This is a genomic window from Dyella amyloliquefaciens (assembly GCF_004296575.1).
Lineage (GTDB): Bacteria > Pseudomonadota > Gammaproteobacteria > Xanthomonadales > Rhodanobacteraceae > Dyella > Dyella amyloliquefaciens.
In genome coordinates, this window is record NZ_SAYT01000005.1 from 262,440 (window position 1) to 279,433 (window position 16,994).

Sequence of the window (16,994 nt, forward strand, 5' to 3'; positions counted from 1 at the left end):
CCGGAAGTCGAGGCGTTTGCCCCAGTCTGCTCCACCACGCGTATACCGCCTCCACATCAACCCGCGCGCAGTACGTTACCTGCGACCGCTTAGGATAGCCTGTCGAGGCTGTCTCCTGTTCGATCGTGGCATGAGGAGATGACATTAGGTTGCGGCCGCGTCAGCTGGCCGCAACCCCGGTGTTAAGCCTTGGCGTTCAGGCCCTTGGCCATGCGGGCCACCCAGCGGTACATCACGAACACGACGGCAGCGAAAGCGATGCCGCCGATCCACTGCGCGGCTTCCGCAAAACCGGGGCCGACCAGCGACAACGGATTCTGCTGATTGCTGAAGCCCAGCTTGTCCGCGAACGCCACCAAGGCCGCAATCAGCACGCCAATGATGCTCTCACCCACGATCAGGCCCGAAGCCAGCAGCACGCCGAGCTGCTTGGTGGTTTCCGGCTTGGCCGAGCGGTCCGCGCGACGATCGAAATACCAGCCGACAATCGAGCCCACCACCACCATCAGAGTACTGACCGTCGGCAGGTAGATGCCCAGGCCCACCGCCAACGGCGGAATACGCGTGTGCTTGGTGGTACGCGCGAGGATTTCGTCGATGATGATGATGGCGACACCAATCCAGATGCCCGTGACGATCAGGCCCCAGTCGATGTCGTTGGTGATCACCCCCTGCGCCAGCGCGGAGATCAGACCGGCCTGCGGCGCTGGCAGCGCCTGAGGACCGGCCCCGGCTACACCGACGAAGCCGTAGGCCTTGTTGAGCAAGTCCAGCACCGGCGGAATCACCGCCGCGCCGGCGATCACGCCCACCACCAGCGCCACCTGCTGGCGCCACGGCGTGGCGTCGACCAGCTGACCGGTCTTCAGGTCCTGCAGGTTGTTGTTGGCGATGGCCGCCACGGTAAACACCACCGAGGTGATGAACAACGCGAACGCCACCAGCGCCTTGCCCTCTTCCGGACCGACGTGTGGCTTCACGAACGCCACCAGCAGCAGCGCCGCGGCGATCACCACCAGGATGCCCACGCCCGACAGCGGGCTGTTGGACGAACCGATCAGACCGGCCATGTAGCCGCACACGGTGGAGACAAAGAAACCCATCAGCACCACGAAGGCCACGCCACCGACGGCGAGCACGCCAACGTGGTCACCCAGGCCGCTAGTGGTGCCGAAGTAGCCAAGCAGCCAGCCAATCGGCAGGAAACAGGCGAGCGTGATCAGACCGACGATACCGATCGGAATGTCGCGTTCGGTGCGCGGCAACGTATCGGCCTTGCCGGCCTTGCGCACGCGTGAAGCGGCCATCGCGGACGTCAGCCCGCTGATCACTGGCTTCACCAGCTTGGCGAGCGTCCAGATCGCGGAGACGCCGATCGCGCCGGCGCCGACAAAGCGCACCTTGTGGCTCCAGGTGGCATTGGCGAGATCCGCTACCGAGGCGGACATGTCGCCTAGCAGCGAATAGTGCGGCACACCCCAGCCCCAACCAATCAGCGCACCGATGAGCATCGCGATGCCTACCGAGATACCCACGAGATGGCCGATGGCGAACAGGGCAAACGAGAGACTGAAATCGAAACCGCTGACAGCACCCTTGTCATTGACGCGGAAGCTGCGCACGAAGTCTGAAGCGAACACCTGCGTAGCGACCACGACTGCGAACAGCGCCGAAACGATGCTGCCCCACAACACGGCGAGCAGGCCTGCACGGCCTTCTTCCACGCTGTTGGCATCCGCGTCGTCACCGGCGCCAACCTTGAGCACTTCGGCACAGGCCAGGCCTTCGGGATATGGCAAGTCGGTGTCGGTCACCAGCGCACGGCGCAGCGGGATCGAGTACATCACGCCCAGGATGCCGCCCAGTGCGCAAACCGCGAACGAGGTCCAGAACGGGAAGTCCGCCCACCAGCCGATCATGATCATGCCGGGCAGCACGAAGATGATCGACGACAGCGTGCCCGCCGCCGACGCGATGGTCTGGACGATGTTGTTTTCCTGGATCGTCGAATCCTTGAAGCCGCGCAGCAGGGCCATCGAGATGACCGCCGCCGGGATCGAGGTGGCGAAGGTGAGGCCGGCCTTGAGGCCGAAGAAGACGTTGGCCGCGGTGAACACCACCGTGATCACCACGCCGAGGATGAGACCGCGGACGGTCAGCTCTTTGCGCGCTTCGGCGCTGGGATGGTTGCCGCTCACGAGTTCATGCCCGTCATGTTCGATGTCTCCCCCTGGGTGCCGCCTGCCGGCAGCCTGGCTATTTGGTGTGCCTGCCAATGGCGGGCCGCCCGTAGGGTTGCCGGATTCGGGGGGATTGGCAACGGGTTGACTTAAGGCTCGGCCGTCCTGAGCAGCGACCTATCCAACGCACGGGTCATTGGCCCGACGAACGTGCTGCCCGCTCCCTGCCCACATCGAGCCATCGAAGCCTCGGCAGACGGAATGCACGCGACGGTGGCCTGGCAACCCCATTCGGCCCCAATTGCCCGACCGAAAAGAGAAAAAATTATCCCGCGACACCGGGGCATTCGAAGGGCAGGAATCGCAAGACCGCACGAACGGAGCCGACACGCGATCAATGATAACAATATGTTAAGCAAGCCCTCCGTCAGGACTGCTCAAGAACTCTCGAATTTCGCAATATCTTGCTGATTAATGGCGTTTTTTTGCTGTTTACATTTCGATCACATGACCTTTATGGTCCGCCCTTGGGTGGTTTGCAGTTTTAGATAACTGATAAAGGCGCAAGCCATTTCTAGTGGGGGCGGCGGGCCATTGTGGTCGCGCCATTCTGTTAACGGGGAGAGTACGAAGTGACTGTGAACAAACTATCGTCGGCATCCAGGATGCCGGTGCGGACGGCGTTGGCCGCGGCCATTGCCATGAGTGTCGGTTTTTCGGGCCTTGTGCATGCACAGGCGACCACCGGCACGATCTCGGGCCAGGCTCCTGTAGCCGCAGGCGAGACCGTACACATCGTGGGCGGCTCGGGTTTTGACCGCACCGTGCCGGTCGACCAGTCCGGTCGCTACACCATCACCTTGCCGATCGGCAAATACGATGTCTCGCTGGTACGCGACGGCCAGACCGTGCAGACCATGCAGGGCGTGACCGCGCTGGCCGCCAGCGCCGTGACCGTGGACTTCGGCGCCGCAGGCGGTACCGAGAACGCCAAGAACCTGTCGAGCGTGACCGTGGTCGCGAACGCCATTCCGGCGATCGACGTCTCGTCCACCACGCAAAGCACCGTCATCACGCAGGAACAGCTCAGGCAGCTGCCGCTGGCGCGCAACAGCGCCGCCATCGCCTTGCTGGCCCCGGGCGTCGTGCCGGGCGCGACCGCTGACGGCGGTGGCCCCACCGGCGAACCGCTGGTGTCCTTCGGCGGCTCGACCGTGGTGGAGAACGCGTACTACATCAACGGCTTCAACACCTCCGATCCGATCTCCAACTCGGGCGGCATCACCCTGCCCTATGGCGCGATCGCCCAGCAGGAAACGCTCACCAACGGCTACGGTCCGGAATACGGCCGTTCCACCGGCGGCGTGATCAGCCAGCTCGGTGCCAGCGGCACCAACACGTGGCACTTTGGCGGCGCCGTGTTCTGGCAGCCGGAAGACTGGCAGGGCACCCCGGGCAACACCTATTACAACAACCCGGCCGTCACGCCCGCGCTCGCCGCGTCCAATTCGGCCTATGCCGGCAAGACGCCGGGCAACCTGTACGACTACCGCAACGACAACACCTCGTGGAATCAGGTGTATGACTTCTATGTCGGCGGCCCGCTGATCAAGGACAAGCTGTTCTTCTTCGTGGCTGCCGAAGCCGCGCGCAGCGCCTCCGAGACGGTGACCCGCAACGTCGGTGCGCCGTACGAGTACCACAACAACTTCAAGGATCCGAAGTACTACGCCAAGATCGACTGGAACATCACCGACAGCAACATCCTGTCGTTCACCGGCGTAAAGAACACCCACGCCTTCAACGGCGACACCTACAACTACGACTACAGCACCAAGCAGGCGGGTGACTTCAACGGTTACCAGCAGTCGTACAAGAACTCCTTCAAGCTGGGCGTCGCCAACTTCACCTCGTACATCACCGACGACCTCACGGCGAACGCGATGTACGGCAAGATGAAGGGCACGTACTACTCGGAGGTGCCGGGCCAGGCATCGACCGATCCGTCCATCCTCGACTCGGCCTTCCAGAACCCCGCGTACTGCCCGACCGCCAACTGCACCAACAGCCAGACGATGACCTATCTCGACAATCCGGACCACCGGACTGAAGAGACCAACCTGCGCCTCAGCCTGACCTACAAGCTGGGCGACCACACATTCAAGGCCGGTATCGACAACCAGACGTCGAAGGACATCGAGGACGGTACCGTCACCAGTGGTCCGGGCTACTACTGGGATTACGGCTACATGGATCCGGCCAACGCGATCGTTGGTGTCCCTGGCGTGAGCCCCTATGTGGCCCCCTCGCCCAACGGCTATTACGTGCAGCAGGGCATCTACCTGACCAGCGCCACGGTGCAGGTGAAGCAGCGCGCGCAGTACATCAGCGACGACTGGCAGGTGACCCCGAACTTGCTGTTGAAGCTCGGTCTCCGCAACGACTCGTTCACCAACTACAACCCCGACAGCGAACCCTACGTACGCCTGACCAAGCCGCAATGGGCGCCGCGCCTGGGCTTCAGCTGGGACATCATGGGCGACTCCACCATGAAGCTGTTCGGCAATGCCGGCCGCTACTACCTGGCACTGCCGACCGGCGTTGCGCTGCGTGAGGCTTCCGCCTCCACGTACACGGGCCAGTACTACACCTACACCGGCATCGATGCGAACGGCGTTCCGACCGGCCTGACCCCGATCCCGTCGTATGGCCAGACCCAGGGTGCCGGCGTGCCCGTGTCGGGCAACAACGAGTACGGCCAGCCGCTCGATCCGGGCACGGTCGCTTCGCAGAACCTGAAGGCGTCCTATCAGGACTCCTACGTACTGGGCTTCCAGCATCAGTTCAGCCAGTACTGGACCTACGGCGTGACGGCGACCTGGTCGAAGATGAACAACATCATCGACGACACCGCCGAAGGCCTGACCACCATCTGCTCGGCAGCCCTGGCGCAGAACCCGGGCCTGGCCAACGAGCAGCCGGTGAACGCCAACGCCGCCGGCAACGTGAACTGCGGCAATGTGCTCAACGTCAACGGCAGCATCCTGATCAATCCGGGCAAGACCAACGACTACAAGATCGCCAACGTCAATGGCGGCTACGTGAACGCCTCGGTGGATCCGATCTCGATGGGCTTCCCGCCGGCCTACCGCCACTACTACTCGCTCGAGATGTACCTGGAGCACGTGTGGGACGGCAAGTGGCGCGCCAAGTTCGACTACGTGTACTCCAAGAGCTACGGCACCACCGAGGGTCCGGTGCAGTCCAACATCGGCCAGGCGTCGACCTCGCAGTCGGCTACCGAGCAGTGGGACTTCGGCCAGCTGATGTCCTACGCCAACGCCGTGCAGTCCAACTCGCGCAAGCACGTGTTCAAGGCCTACGGTACCTACCAGTTCCTGCCTGAGTGGTCGCTCAGCGGCGTGGTGACCCTGGCTGCGGGCACGCCCAAGACCTGCCTTGGCCTGTATGGTCCGGACCAGCAGGACCCGGTCTCTTACGGCAACTCCTACCACTGGTGCGGTGGTCAGCCGGCGCCGATCGGCACCACGGGTTACACGCCGTGGCTGCACACGCTGGACCTGGCCCTGGAATACCGTCCGGAGTGGGCGGCCAAGAAGCTGGCCCTGCAGCTGCAGGTCCGCAACGTGCTCAACGAGCAGAAGGCCACCCAGGAGTATCCGTACTTCGGCTCCACCGGCGCTCCCAACGCGTCCTATGGCGCACCGTACGTGGGCGGCTATACGACGATGGAAACCCCGCGCGTCGTCCAGCTCGGCGTCACCTACGACTGGTAAGTGTCGGCAAAGGTACGGAGCGGCCAACTCGGGCCGCTCCGTACAAACAAGAAAGCCGCCGGATATCCGGCGGCTTTTTTTTCGACATCCGTCAGAGCAGGCCGGCGGAGCCTAGCCGTTCGCGCAGCGGTGACAGCTGTGCCTCGTAGTTCGCCAGTCGCGACGTGTTCTTCTGCAACGGTTGGCGCACCTGGGCTGCACTCGCCGTGCTGAGTACGGTGCGCGAGGTGGCGTGGAAGTCGAGGCAGGCTGGATCAAAAGCAAGGCCGCAGAAATCCAGCAGGCGTCGAATGCGTGCCTCCGGCTCGGCCACCAGCGCTTCGTACGAATGGTCCAGCACCTGCCCGGGGAAGCGCTGCTGCCAGAAGCGGCACAGGCGCGCATAGTCCGCGTAGTGGCTGGCCATCTCTTCGAGGTCGTAGCTGAAGTGCGAGCCCACGCTGAAGAGCTGGCGATAACAGGCGAAACAGGTTTCCACGGCATCACGGTGGCCGTTGACCACGCGTGCGCCAGGCAACATCGCCAGCGCCGCACCGAGGTATTGCCAGTTGAGCATGTTCTTGTCGGTAAAGCGGGGCCGCTGCTGGCGCCAGCGCGCGGTGCGCGCCAGGTATTCGCGCCCCAGGCGCGCCCAGTCGTCCGCGGTGGCAGAGGGCACCCACTGCGGAAACGCCATGCCACGGCGCGAGGATTCCTCCTCGATGAGCTGCGGGAGATCGGTGATTTCGTCGGCGCCCTCGACCAGCGGATGCGATGCGAGTATCTGCTCGGTCAGCGTGGAACCCGATCGCGGCAGGCTGACGATGAAAATGACCTCCTGCCCCAGCGTGGCATCCACCGGTTCAGTCGCGGGCTGCGCGAACGCCGCCATGATGGCGTCGACCTGGCGACTTTCCGCTGCGGCATCCCAATGCAGCTGTCGCCGCTTGAGCGCATTTGCCTCGCGCAGTACCTCGAAGGACTGCGCGTAGGCGGCGTGGTCCTCCAGCGCCTTCGCCAGCGCAAAGCCGATGGCGATGCGTGCGTCGGCAGCCAGATCCGGTTGGCGGAACAGCTGCTGCAACTGGGCCCGATCGGCGTCACCGAAGGATTCGGTCTTGAGGTTGGCCAGCGCATGCCAGGCCACATGGTTTGCCGGCTGCTGGCGTAGCACTTCCCGATAACTCGCCACCGCGGCAGAGATGTTGCCCAGGCTGACCTGCGTATCGGCCAGGCTGTTGCGCGCAGTGACGTGCCTGGGATCGAGTTTCAGCACCTGCTCAAACGCCCGGCACGCGTCCTCCCTGCGCATGTTCACCTTGAGTGCCTTGCCCAGGTTGAACCAGGCCGGCGTCATGCCGGGCGCCCGTTCGCACGCGCGATGGAAAGAGGCCATCGCCGTTGTAACGTCGCCCCGCTCGAACTGTGAGATGCCCAGGTACATCAAGGTGGGAGCGTCATCGGGGCGAAGCCGCAGCGACTCATCGAAGCTGCGGATGGCCGCGGCGTGGTTTCCGCGCATCTGCGACGCCACGCCCTGCAGCATGTGTGCCTCGGCACTCGCCGGCGCCATCGCCAGGAGGCTTGCCAGCGCACGCTCGGCCAACTCGTGCTGGCCGCGTGCCAGCGCGCTACCCGCGTCCAGGAGGAAGCCGCGCGCCGCCGGGGACAAACCTGCCGCGCGATCCACCGGCGTAGGGGCCTGGTTTGCCGTCATAGTGCGAGCCTTCGGAAATAAGCGTACGAGGGATGGAACTATAGGGTGCGCGGCGCTCCTTCAGCGAGCCGGTGCAGCCTTGCCTTCCGGGCTTTCCACGGTGGAAGCCCGGAAGGCTACTCGTCCGCCCCCGCATCCATCCCCGGAAACAACACTTCCGTGTAGCCGAACTTGCTGAAGTCCGTGATCCGCGACGGATAAAGCCGTCCAATCAGGTGATCGCATTCGTGCTGCACCACCCGCGCGTGAAAGCCTTCCGCCGTGCGATCGATCTGCACTCCCTTGGGATCCAATCCCTGGTAGCGGATCAACGTATAGCGGTTCACCGCGCCACGCAGTCCCGGCACGGAAAGGCAACCTTCCCAGCCTTCCTCCATGTCCTGCGAGAGCGGCGTGATCACCGGGTTCAGCAGGATGGTGCGCGGCACCGCCGGCGCATCGGGATAACGCTCGGAGCGGTCGAAGCCGAAGATCACCAGTTGCAGGTCCACGCCGATCTGCGGCGCGGCCAGCCCGACGCCGCCGGCGTCGTGCATGGTGTCGAACATGTCGGCAATGAGCGCATCGAGTTCTGCGCTACCGATCATCGCGTCGGGTACGGACGGAGCCACCCGCAGCAAACGCGGATCGCCCATCTTCAGAATCTCGCGGATCATGAAAAACCTCGCATCTTCATTGGTTTGGCATGGGCCGGGAGGCCACTGCCCCGCCGGCCAGTGTACCCGCCGGGCATGTCGGCCACGTGTACCGGCGCTAAGCCCGCATTCGACCAATGGCTAATATTTGCTGGCGCATAATGGCATTGACCCCCGGAGCCACCGGGACGACCCTGTCGGGGGACTGTCCAGGAGCCGATCCGCATGTCTACCGTCGCCGTCAAACCTAGCCCGGCAGGAAAGATCCTGTGGGCCGCCATCGCCATCGTGGGCGCCTGGTGCCTGGGCGTCGTCGCCCTGCGCCGTGGCGAACCCATCAACGCCATCTGGCTGGTCGCCGCCGCGATTGCCGTGTTCGTCATCGGCTACCGCTTCTACGGCAAGTTCATCAACGATCGCGTGTTGCAGATGGATCCCACGCGCGCCACCCCGGCCGTGTTGCGCAACGACGGCCTGGACTATGTGCCGACCGACAAGTGGGTCGTGTTCGGACACCACTTCGCCGCCATCGCCGGCGCCGGTCCGCTGGTGGGTCCCGTGCTCGCCGCACAGATGGGCTATCTGCCCGGCACGTTGTGGATCCTGTTCGGCGTGGTGTTCGCCGGTGCGGTGCAGGACTTCATGATCCTGGGCCTATCGGTCCGTCGCGACGGACGCTCGCTCGGCAACATGCTGCGCGACGAGCTCGGCCCGGTGGCTGGCATCGTCGCCATGTTCGGCGTGCTGGTGCTGATGATGATCGTGCTGGCGGTGCTGGCGCTGGTCGTGGTCAAGGCACTCACGCACAGCCCATGGGGCACCTACACGGTGGCGTGCACGATTCCGATCGCACTGCTGATGGGCGTGTACCTGCGCTGGATTCGCCCGGGCAAGATCCTCGAAGTGTCGATCATCGGCCTGATCCTGCTGTTGCTGTCGATCTGGAGCGGCGCCGCGGTGGCCGCCTCGCCGACGCTGGCCCCGATCTTCGACTTCGACGCCAAGTCGCTGGCCTGGCTGCTGATCGCCTACGGCTTCTGCGCCTCGGTGTTGCCGGTGTGGCTGTTGCTGGCACCGCGCGACTACCTCTCCACCTTCCTCAAGATCGGCACGATCCTGCTGCTGGCGCTGGCCATCTTCCTGGCTGCCCCGACGCTGCAGATGCCCGCGGTGACCAAGTTCATCGACGGTACCGGCCCGGTGTTCCAGGGCAACCTGTTCCCGTTCCTGTTCATCACCATCGCCTGCGGCGCCGTGTCGGGCTGGCATTCGATCATTGCCTCCGGCACCACGCCCAAGCTGATCGCCAGCGAAGGCGAGGCGCGCATGATCGGCTACGGCGGCATGCTGATGGAGGCCTTCGTCGCCATCATGGCCCTGGTAGCCGCCGCCTCGCTGCACCCGGGCGTGTATTTCGCGATGAACTCGCCGTCTGCATTGATCGGCACCACCGCGCAGGACGCTGCGACCGCCATCAGCCAGTGGGGCTTCGTGGTGACGCCGGACGAACTGCTGACCACGGCGCAGAACATCGGCGAGAAGACCATCCTCAGCCGCGCCGGCGGTGCGCCGACACTGGCGGTGGGCATGGCCCAGCTGCTTCACGGCATCATCCCGGGCGAAGGCATGATGGCGTTCTGGTACCACTACGCCATCCTGTTCGAAGCGCTGTTCATCCTCACCACGGTGGATGCCGGCACGCGCGTGGGCCGCTTCATGATCCAGGAGATCGCCGGCCTGGTGCACAAGCCGCTGCAGCACACCGAATCGTGGACCGGCAACCTGCTCGCCACCGCGATCTGCGTGGGCCTGTGGGGTTACTTCCTGTACCAGGGTGCGGTTGATCCGCTGGGCGGCATCAACACGCTGTGGCCGCTGTTCGGCATCGCCAACCAGATGCTGGCTGCGGTGGCACTGATGCTGGCGACGGTGGTTACCGTCAAGCTCAAGCGCGAGCGCTACGTACTGGTGCCGGGCATCCCGGCGATCTGGCTGGTGATATGCACACTCACCGCCGGCTGGCAGAAGCTTAGCGGCCCGATCAGCTTCACCGCCGCCGCGCAGAAGTACGCCCAGGCCGCCGCTGACGGCAAGCTTCTGGCACCGGCCAAGTCGGTGGAGGAAATGCAGCGCATCGTCACCAACAACTATGTCGATGCCGCACTTACCGGCATCTTCATGTTGCTGATCCTTACCATGCTCGGTTTCGCGCTCAATGCGATACTCAAGGCATGGCGCATCAACCACCCGACCGCGCACGAGGAACCGTACGTGGCATTGGGGAGCGTGCCCACTCGCTGAGGGCTGCGATATGAACCTGCCTGATCTGCAAGCGATACGGAAATGGGCGGTGCAGACCGCCCGCCTCTGCTGCGGCATTCCCGACTACGACGTGTATGTGCAGCACCTGCGCACGCACCACCCGGAGCGGCCCGTGCCCAGCTACAAGGAGTTCTTCCGGGAACGCCAGGTCGCCCGCTACAAGGGCACTGGCGGCCGCTGCTGCTGACCCATCGCAAAGGCTAGCCCAGAGGCCACGCCCCATGCCGGGGCGTGGCCTCTGTCGTTTTGTCCATGACCTCCGTCGCTGGGCATTTCGCATCCCTGCCCCCATCATTCCACGGCGCCCATGCAAGGCCGGCCCATCGTTGACCCATGACCGAGCACCATCTCACCAAGCCCACCTCCGAAGTGGAGGCACAGCACAGCCTGGGCCTGCGCATCATCGCCATCTACAAGGGGATCAAGACCGTGGGGCTGCTGTTTGCGGCCGCCGCCGCGTTCCACCTGGAGCGCGAGCAGAACTTCGACCGCTTCGTGCACTGGCTGGAACACCTCTCGCTCACCGACACCAACGGCCTGCGCTGGCAACTGGTCAGCCTGCTGCAGCAGTGGGGACATAGCCGCTTCATCGCGGTGGGACTGGTAGCGATCGGTTACGCGGTGATCTTCGCGACCGAGGGCACCGGCCTTTGGCTGCGCAAGCATTGGGCGGAGTGGTTTACGGTGATCGCCACCGGTTCGCTGATTCCGCTGGAGTTCTACGAGGTGTTCCACCACTTCAGCTGGCTGAAGCTGGCGGCACTGCTGGGGAATATCGCGATCGTGGTTTATCTGGTGAGGATTGCGATGCAGCCGAGGCCGAAGAAGGAACATTGAGGTTTGCTGTTCTTCAGCGCGCGGCAATTCAAGCCCCCCAACGCGAGCCGTAACTCCCTCCGCTCCGTTGTGCGAGCTTTAGCTCCCTCTCCCTCCGGGAGAGGGCTGGGGAGAGGGTGCGGTTCTTGCCCCTTGGCCCGGATGTAAGCAAGAGGGGTATAGCCTCGGCGCTGATCCATGCCCTACCGCCAGCTTGCCGCCTACGCGGCGGGCGTTTCGATCCCCTGCCGGCGCTCGAGTCACTTTTCTTTTGCTGGCCCACGCACGCGCTCTTTGCGTGCGAACGGCGAAGCCGGCCCGAAGGGCGGAGGGCGAATGCCCGGAGTCAAAGAAAAGTAACCCAAAGAAAATGGCCTTTAGAGCCAGGGCTCATAGCGATACGTTGGATACAAGCCTGAAGTTTCCGGAGCCCGGATTGCGACCGCCTCCGCCGCTAGCCAGCGGCTACACCGCAACGCGTCAATGCGCTGAGGACTGAAAGCGGAGCCCGCTTCGCTCCCTCTCCCCTGCGGGCGACCCGAAGGTAGTCCGTGTGGGAGAGAGGGCTGGGGTGAGGGGCCAACCTTGCCTCAGTCCCGATGGCCACGGCACAGCGGCCTCCCGATCAGGTCAACGCCCGGAAACTTCGAACCTGTCGTTTTTCCTGGCGGCAAAAAAGCCAAAAAGAATCCAAGAAACAAACGCTTAGAAAGCCACGCCAGCCATCCGGCGCATCCTTGGGCCACTTCTACCCCTCTTGCTGCGCCGCAGAAACCCTCACCCTCCTTGAGGTACAATGCGCGTTTTCGCATAGCCCCCGTTCCCCGCATGATCGCACTCGACGGGCAGAGCGCCCTCTCCCCTTTTCGTCTCGAACGCCTGAACGCCCGCCTCGAAGCCATTCACCGTGGCACGCGCGTGCAGTCTTCGTGGTTCATCTATTTCATCGACGCCGACCGCACGCCGGAAGGTGAGCAGCATCGTCGCCTGCTCGAGGTGCTCGAGGCCAAGGACAGTGCGCCAGAGCGCGCCTCGCTGTGGGTGGTGCCGCGACTGGGCACCATCTCGCCGTGGTCGAGCAAGGCCACCGACATCCTGCATGGCGCCGGCTTCGACGTGCGCCGCGTGGAGCGTGGCGTGGCCTGGCAGGTGGCCGGCCTGCCGGCGGCCGACCAGCCGCAGTACGACGCCGTGATGAACGTGCTGCACGATGCGATGACGCAGTCGGTGCTCACCAACCTCGACGAGGCGACACACCTGTTCCTCGGCGGCCAGCCCGGTCCGCTGGTCTACATCGAGCTGGGCGGCGACGCCAAGGCGGCGCTGGACAAGGCCAACAAGGAACTGGGCCTGGCGCTGGCCGACGACGAAATCGAATACCTCGCGGACCGCTACGCCGAGCTGGGCCGCGACCCGACCGACGCCGAACTCTTCATGTTCGCGCAGGCCAACTCCGAGCATTGCCGCCACAAGGTGTTCAACGCCAGCTGGACGCTGGACGGTGAAGAACAGCCCAAGAGCCTGTTCGCGATGATCAAGAACACCCACCAGCATTCGCCTGCCCACACGCTGTCCGCCTACAAGGACAACGCGGCGGTGGTCGAAGGCTACGAGGGCAACCGCTTCTTCGCCGATCAGGACGGCGTGTGGCGCGCGCACCCGGAACGCGTCGAGTACGCGATCAAGGTGGAGACGCACAACCATCCCACCGCCATTGCTCCGTGGCCGGGCGCCGCCACCGGCGCCGGCGGCGAGATCCGCGACGAAGGCGCAACCGGCCGTGGCGCGAAGCCGAAGGCCGGCCTCACCGGTTTCTCGGTGTCCGACCTGCGCATTCCGGGCCTGCCGCGTCCGTGGGAAGTGGATCGTCCGTTGCCGCCGCACATGGCGACGGCGTTCGAGATCATGCGTGACGGCCCGCTGGGCGCCGCCGCGTTCAACAACGAATTCGGCCGCCCTGCCCTGGGCGGTTATTTCCGTACCTACGAGCACGAGACCGGCGAAGCCGGCGTGCGCCGCGGCTACGACAAGCCGATCATGATCGCCGGCGGCCTCGCCAACATGCGCGCGGGCCACGTGCAGAAGCGCGACGTGCAGCCCGGAAACAAGGTGATCGTGCTGGGCGGCCCGGCGATGCTGATCGGCCTGGGCGGCGGCGCCGCCTCGTCGGTCGCCTCGGGCACCTCGAGCCAGGAGCTCGACTTCGCCTCCGTGCAGCGCGACAACGCCGAGATGGAGCGTCGCGCGCAGCAGGTGATCGACAGCTGCTGGGCACGTGGCGACAAGAATCCGATCGTCAGCGTGCACGACGTGGGTGCGGGCGGTCTGTCCAACGCGATTCCCGAACTACTCAACGACGCGGGTGTCGGTGGCCGCATCGATCTCGCCAGGGTGCCGTGCGACGACCCGTCGCTGTCGCCGATGCAGATCTGGAGCAACGAGTCTCAGGAACGTTACGTGCTCGCCATCGGCGCTGCCGACCTCGAGGAATTCGAGGGCTACTGCGCGCGCGAGCGTTGTCCGTATGCAGTGGTGGGCGAGGCAACCTCGGAACGTCGCCTGATCGTGCACGATCCGCGCACCGACACCACGGTGATCGACCTGCCGATGGACGTGCTGTTCGGCAAGGCGCCGCGCATGCATCGCGATGCCAAGCACCTGAAGCCGCGCGTCGACCTGGTGCCCGACCTCACCGGCATCAGCATGGACGAGGCGCTGCTGCGCGTGCTGCGCCTGCCCACCGTGGGCAGCAAGAGCTTCCTCATCACCATCGGTGACCGCACCGTGGGCGGCCTCAACCATCGCGATCCGATGGTCGGCCCGTGGCAGGTGCCGGTAGCCGATGCCGCCGTCACCATCACCGACTTTGACGGCTATACCGGCGAAGCGATGGCAATGGCCGAGCGCGCCCCGGTGGCACTGCTCAACAGCGCCGACGCGGCCCGCCTTGCGGTGGGCGAAGCCATCACCAACCTGGCGGCGGCGCCGATCGCTTCGCTCAGCGAGGTGCGCATGTCGGCCAACTGGATGGCGGCCGTGAACTACCCGGGCGAAGACGCCGCGTTGTTCGACGCCGTGAAGGCCGTGGGCATGGAACTGTGCCCGGAGCTGGACATCTCCATTCCGGTCGGCAAGGACTCGCTGTCCATGCAGACCGTGTGGAAGGACGGCGACACCACGCAGCGCACCGTTTCGCCGGTGTCGCTGGTGATCACCGGTTTCGCCCGCGTTACCGACGTGCGCCGCACGCTGACGCCGCAGCTGCGCCTGGATCGTGGCGACTCGGAACTGTGGCTGCTCGACCTCGGCGCCTGCCGCGACCGCCTCGGCGGCTCCGCACTCACGCAGGTGTTCAACCGCGGCGGCGGCGTGCCGCCGGATCTGGATGACGCCAAGCGCCTGAAGTCGCTGTTCAACCTGGTGCAGGAAGCGAATGCCGGCGGCCTGCTGCTGGCGTATCACGACCGCTCCGACGGCGGCGTCATCGTCACACTGCTGGAAATGGCCTTCGCCGGCCATTGCGGCCTGGAAATCCATCTCGACGGCTGGGCGGAAGCCGCACTGCGCGCCCTGTTCAACGAGGAACTCGGCGCTGTCGTGCAGGTGGCCACGGCCAACCGCGAAGCGTTCGAGGCGCTGCTGGTGAAGCACGAGCTCACCGGCATGGCCTATCGCATCGGCCGTCCGAAGGAAAAGCTCGGCATCAAGCTGTTCCACAACGGCGAAACGCAGTTCAAATGGAACTGGCGCACGTTGTTCGAAGCGTGGAACCAGACCAGCCACGCCATGCAGCGCCTGCGCGACAACCCGATCAGCGCCGACGCCGAGAACGAATGGCGCCTGGACGATGCCGATCCGGGCATCAGCCCCAAGCTCAGTTTCGAGCCGGCCGACGACATCGCCGCGCCGTACATCGCCAAGGGTGCGCGTCCGCGAGTGGCCGTGCTGCGCGAGCAGGGCGTCAACGGCCAGGTGGAGATGGCGGCTGCGTTCACGCGCGCCGGCTTCGACGCGGTGGACGTCCATATGTCCGACCTCGCCAGTGGCCGTATCAAGCTCGCCGACTTCCGCGGCCTCGCCGCGTGCGGCGGCTTCTCGTATGGCGACGTGCTGGGCGCGGGTCGTGGCTGGGCCACGTCCATCCTGTACAACGAATACCTGCGCGCCGAATTCAGTGCGTTTTTCGCCGATGCGCAGCGTTTCGCGCTGGGCGTGTGCAACGGCTGCCAGATGATGAGCCAGTTGAAGGACATCATCCCCGGCGCACAGCACTGGCCGAAGTTCCTGCGCAATGCGTCCGAGCAGTACGAAGCGCGCGTGGCCACGCTGGAAGTGCTCGATTCGCCGAGCATCTTCTTCAAGGGCATGACCGGCTCGCGCATTCCGGTGGCGGTGGCGCACGGCGAAGGCCGCGTGAGCTTCCCGTATAGCTGCAGCCCGTCGAAGTCGGGTAGTGCACTGCGCTACGTCGACAACCGCGGCAAGCCGACCGAAGACTACCCGCTCAACCCGAACGGCTCGCCCGGCGGCCTCACCGGTTTCACCGCCGCGGATGGTCGCGTGACCATCATGATGCCGCACCCGGAGCGCGTGTTCCGTTCGGTGCAGATGAGCTGGCATCCGGAGAAGTGGGGCGAGGATTCGCCGTGGATGCGCATGTTCCGCAACGCCCGGGTGTGGTGCGGCTGATGCCGGATCGCCACGCCAGGCCTCTGCTGCAGGCCTGACGTGGCTGCCCACGTGACGCGCCGGTGGGTGCACCTGCTGCCAGCGCTGGCGTGGATGGGCCTGATGGCCCTGCTGCCATGGTGGATGGGCTTGCCGTTGTGGCTGCTGCTGGTATTGGGCGCGGTGATGTTCCATCACCGCATCGAGCACTACGCCGAACTCAGCCGCCGCGGCTTGCGCTGGGGCCTGCCCGGTCTGCTGTTCGCGGCGCAACGAGCGCTGGGTGGCGACCTGCTCGCCTGGGGTGTGGCCCTGCTCGGCGCCCTGGCCGGCTACTCGCTGATCGCGCTGATGGAATCGCTGCTGGATCGACGCGTCACGCACAAGCCTGGCGCAACGGTGACGCCCGAATGGAGTGAGTTGGCAATGGCGCCGGTCGGCCCGCCCGCCCATATCATCGAACTGGCGCGGGTCAGCTGGAACGAAGCCGCTGGCGAATTCATGGATCCCGAGGGCGACTCCGTGCGGTTCGAGCAGCGTGGCACCGGGCGCGGACGCTATGTGTTCGCGCAGGGACGCGTGATCGACCGCGCCAGCCCGCACTACTGCTTCGGGCCAAACGATCACTGGTTCGCGGCCCGGCTGCCGGGCGACCGCGGGGACATCCTGTGGGACCGGCACAACGACCACGTTCATCGGCTCGCCGGCTGGGTGCTCAGCGGCTGGGATGGCGAGCAGCCTTGGTTGGCACGTGGTGCCGATGGGGTTCCCACCCCGCTGCACGAGGTGCTGGGACGAGGACGCCGGCACTGACCCGGTTTGTGTAGACGCCCGATTGCCCTTTCACGTTCAGAACACGCTCTGCCTCCAGCATACTTGT

Annotated in this window: 9 protein-coding genes; 6 read left to right on the plus strand and 3 right to left on the minus strand. The window is 65.1% G+C overall.

What is annotated here, in order from left to right; genetic code table 11:
- Positions 1–182 precede the first annotated feature (182 nt).
- Positions 183–2,198 (minus strand): OPT family oligopeptide transporter, encoded by a 2,016-nt coding sequence (locus EPB08_RS13055; protein ID WP_130619550.1) that lies wholly within the window; start codon positions 2,196–2,198, stop codon positions 183–185.
- Between the two features lie 683 nt (positions 2,199–2,881).
- Between EPB08_RS13055 and EPB08_RS13060 the strand changes: the two genes are divergently transcribed.
- A complete protein-coding gene (locus EPB08_RS13060) occupies positions 2,882–5,977 on the plus strand; it encodes a TonB-dependent receptor (protein ID WP_229238328.1) in 3,096 nt (1,031 codons plus the stop codon).
- 91 nt (positions 5,978–6,068) lie between these two features.
- Here the strand turns inward: EPB08_RS13060 and EPB08_RS13065 are convergent, their stop codons facing one another.
- Positions 6,069–7,673 carry a tetratricopeptide repeat-containing sulfotransferase family protein gene (locus EPB08_RS13065; protein WP_130619551.1) on the minus strand — a complete coding sequence of 535 codons (1,605 nt, stop codon included), beginning with the start codon at positions 7,671–7,673 and terminating at the stop codon, positions 6,069–6,071.
- 116 nt (positions 7,674–7,789) lie between these two features.
- Entirely contained in the window at positions 7,790–8,329 is a 540-nt protein-coding gene (def, locus tag EPB08_RS13070; protein WP_130619552.1) for a peptide deformylase, read from the minus strand.
- Positions 8,330–8,533: 204 nt separating this feature from the next.
- Between def and EPB08_RS13075 the strand changes: the two genes are divergently transcribed.
- The 5 genes from EPB08_RS13075 to EPB08_RS13095 all read left to right on the plus strand — a co-directional run bounded on the left by EPB08_RS13075 (position 8,534) and on the right by EPB08_RS13095 (position 16,927).
- Complete coding sequence (locus EPB08_RS13075; RefSeq protein WP_130619553.1) at positions 8,534–10,609, plus strand: carbon starvation CstA family protein; 2,076 nt, start codon at positions 8,534–8,536, stop codon at positions 10,607–10,609.
- A gap of 10 nt (positions 10,610–10,619) precedes the next feature.
- Positions 10,620–10,817, plus strand: coding sequence for a YbdD/YjiX family protein (locus EPB08_RS13080; protein ID WP_130619554.1), 198 nt, complete (start codon positions 10,620–10,622; stop codon positions 10,815–10,817).
- A gap of 146 nt (positions 10,818–10,963) precedes the next feature.
- On the plus strand, positions 10,964–11,467 hold the full coding sequence (locus EPB08_RS13085) for a DUF2127 domain-containing protein (protein ID WP_130619555.1): 504 nt from the start codon (positions 10,964–10,966) through the stop codon (positions 11,465–11,467).
- 807 nt (positions 11,468–12,274) lie between these two features.
- Entirely contained in the window at positions 12,275–16,135 is a 3,861-nt protein-coding gene (gene purL, locus EPB08_RS13090; RefSeq protein ID WP_130619556.1) for a phosphoribosylformylglycinamidine synthase, read from the plus strand.
- 39 nt (positions 16,136–16,174) lie between these two features.
- Positions 16,175–16,927 (plus strand): hypothetical protein, encoded by a 753-nt coding sequence (locus EPB08_RS13095; RefSeq protein ID WP_229238329.1) that lies wholly within the window; start codon positions 16,175–16,177, stop codon positions 16,925–16,927.
- The last annotated feature ends 67 nt before the right edge of the window (positions 16,928–16,994 follow it).

Coding starts and splice junctions, on each gene's coding strand:
- EPB08_RS13080 (WP_130619554.1), top strand. CDS start 10,620: ATGAACCTGCCTGATCTGCAAGCGATACGGAAATGGGCGGTGCAGACC.
- purL (WP_130619556.1), top strand. CDS start 12,275: ATGATCGCACTCGACGGGCAGAGCGCCCTCTCCCCTTTTCGTCTCGAA.
- EPB08_RS13065 (WP_130619551.1), bottom strand. CDS start 7,673: ATGACGGCAAACCAGGCCCCTACGCCGGTGGATCGCGCGGCAGGTTTG.
- EPB08_RS13075 (WP_130619553.1), top strand. CDS start 8,534: ATGTCTACCGTCGCCGTCAAACCTAGCCCGGCAGGAAAGATCCTGTGG.
- EPB08_RS13085 (WP_130619555.1), top strand. CDS start 10,964: ATGACCGAGCACCATCTCACCAAGCCCACCTCCGAAGTGGAGGCACAG.
- def (WP_130619552.1), bottom strand. CDS start 8,329: ATGATCCGCGAGATTCTGAAGATGGGCGATCCGCGTTTGCTGCGGGTG.
- EPB08_RS13060 (WP_229238328.1), top strand. CDS start 2,882: ATGAGTGTCGGTTTTTCGGGCCTTGTGCATGCACAGGCGACCACCGGC.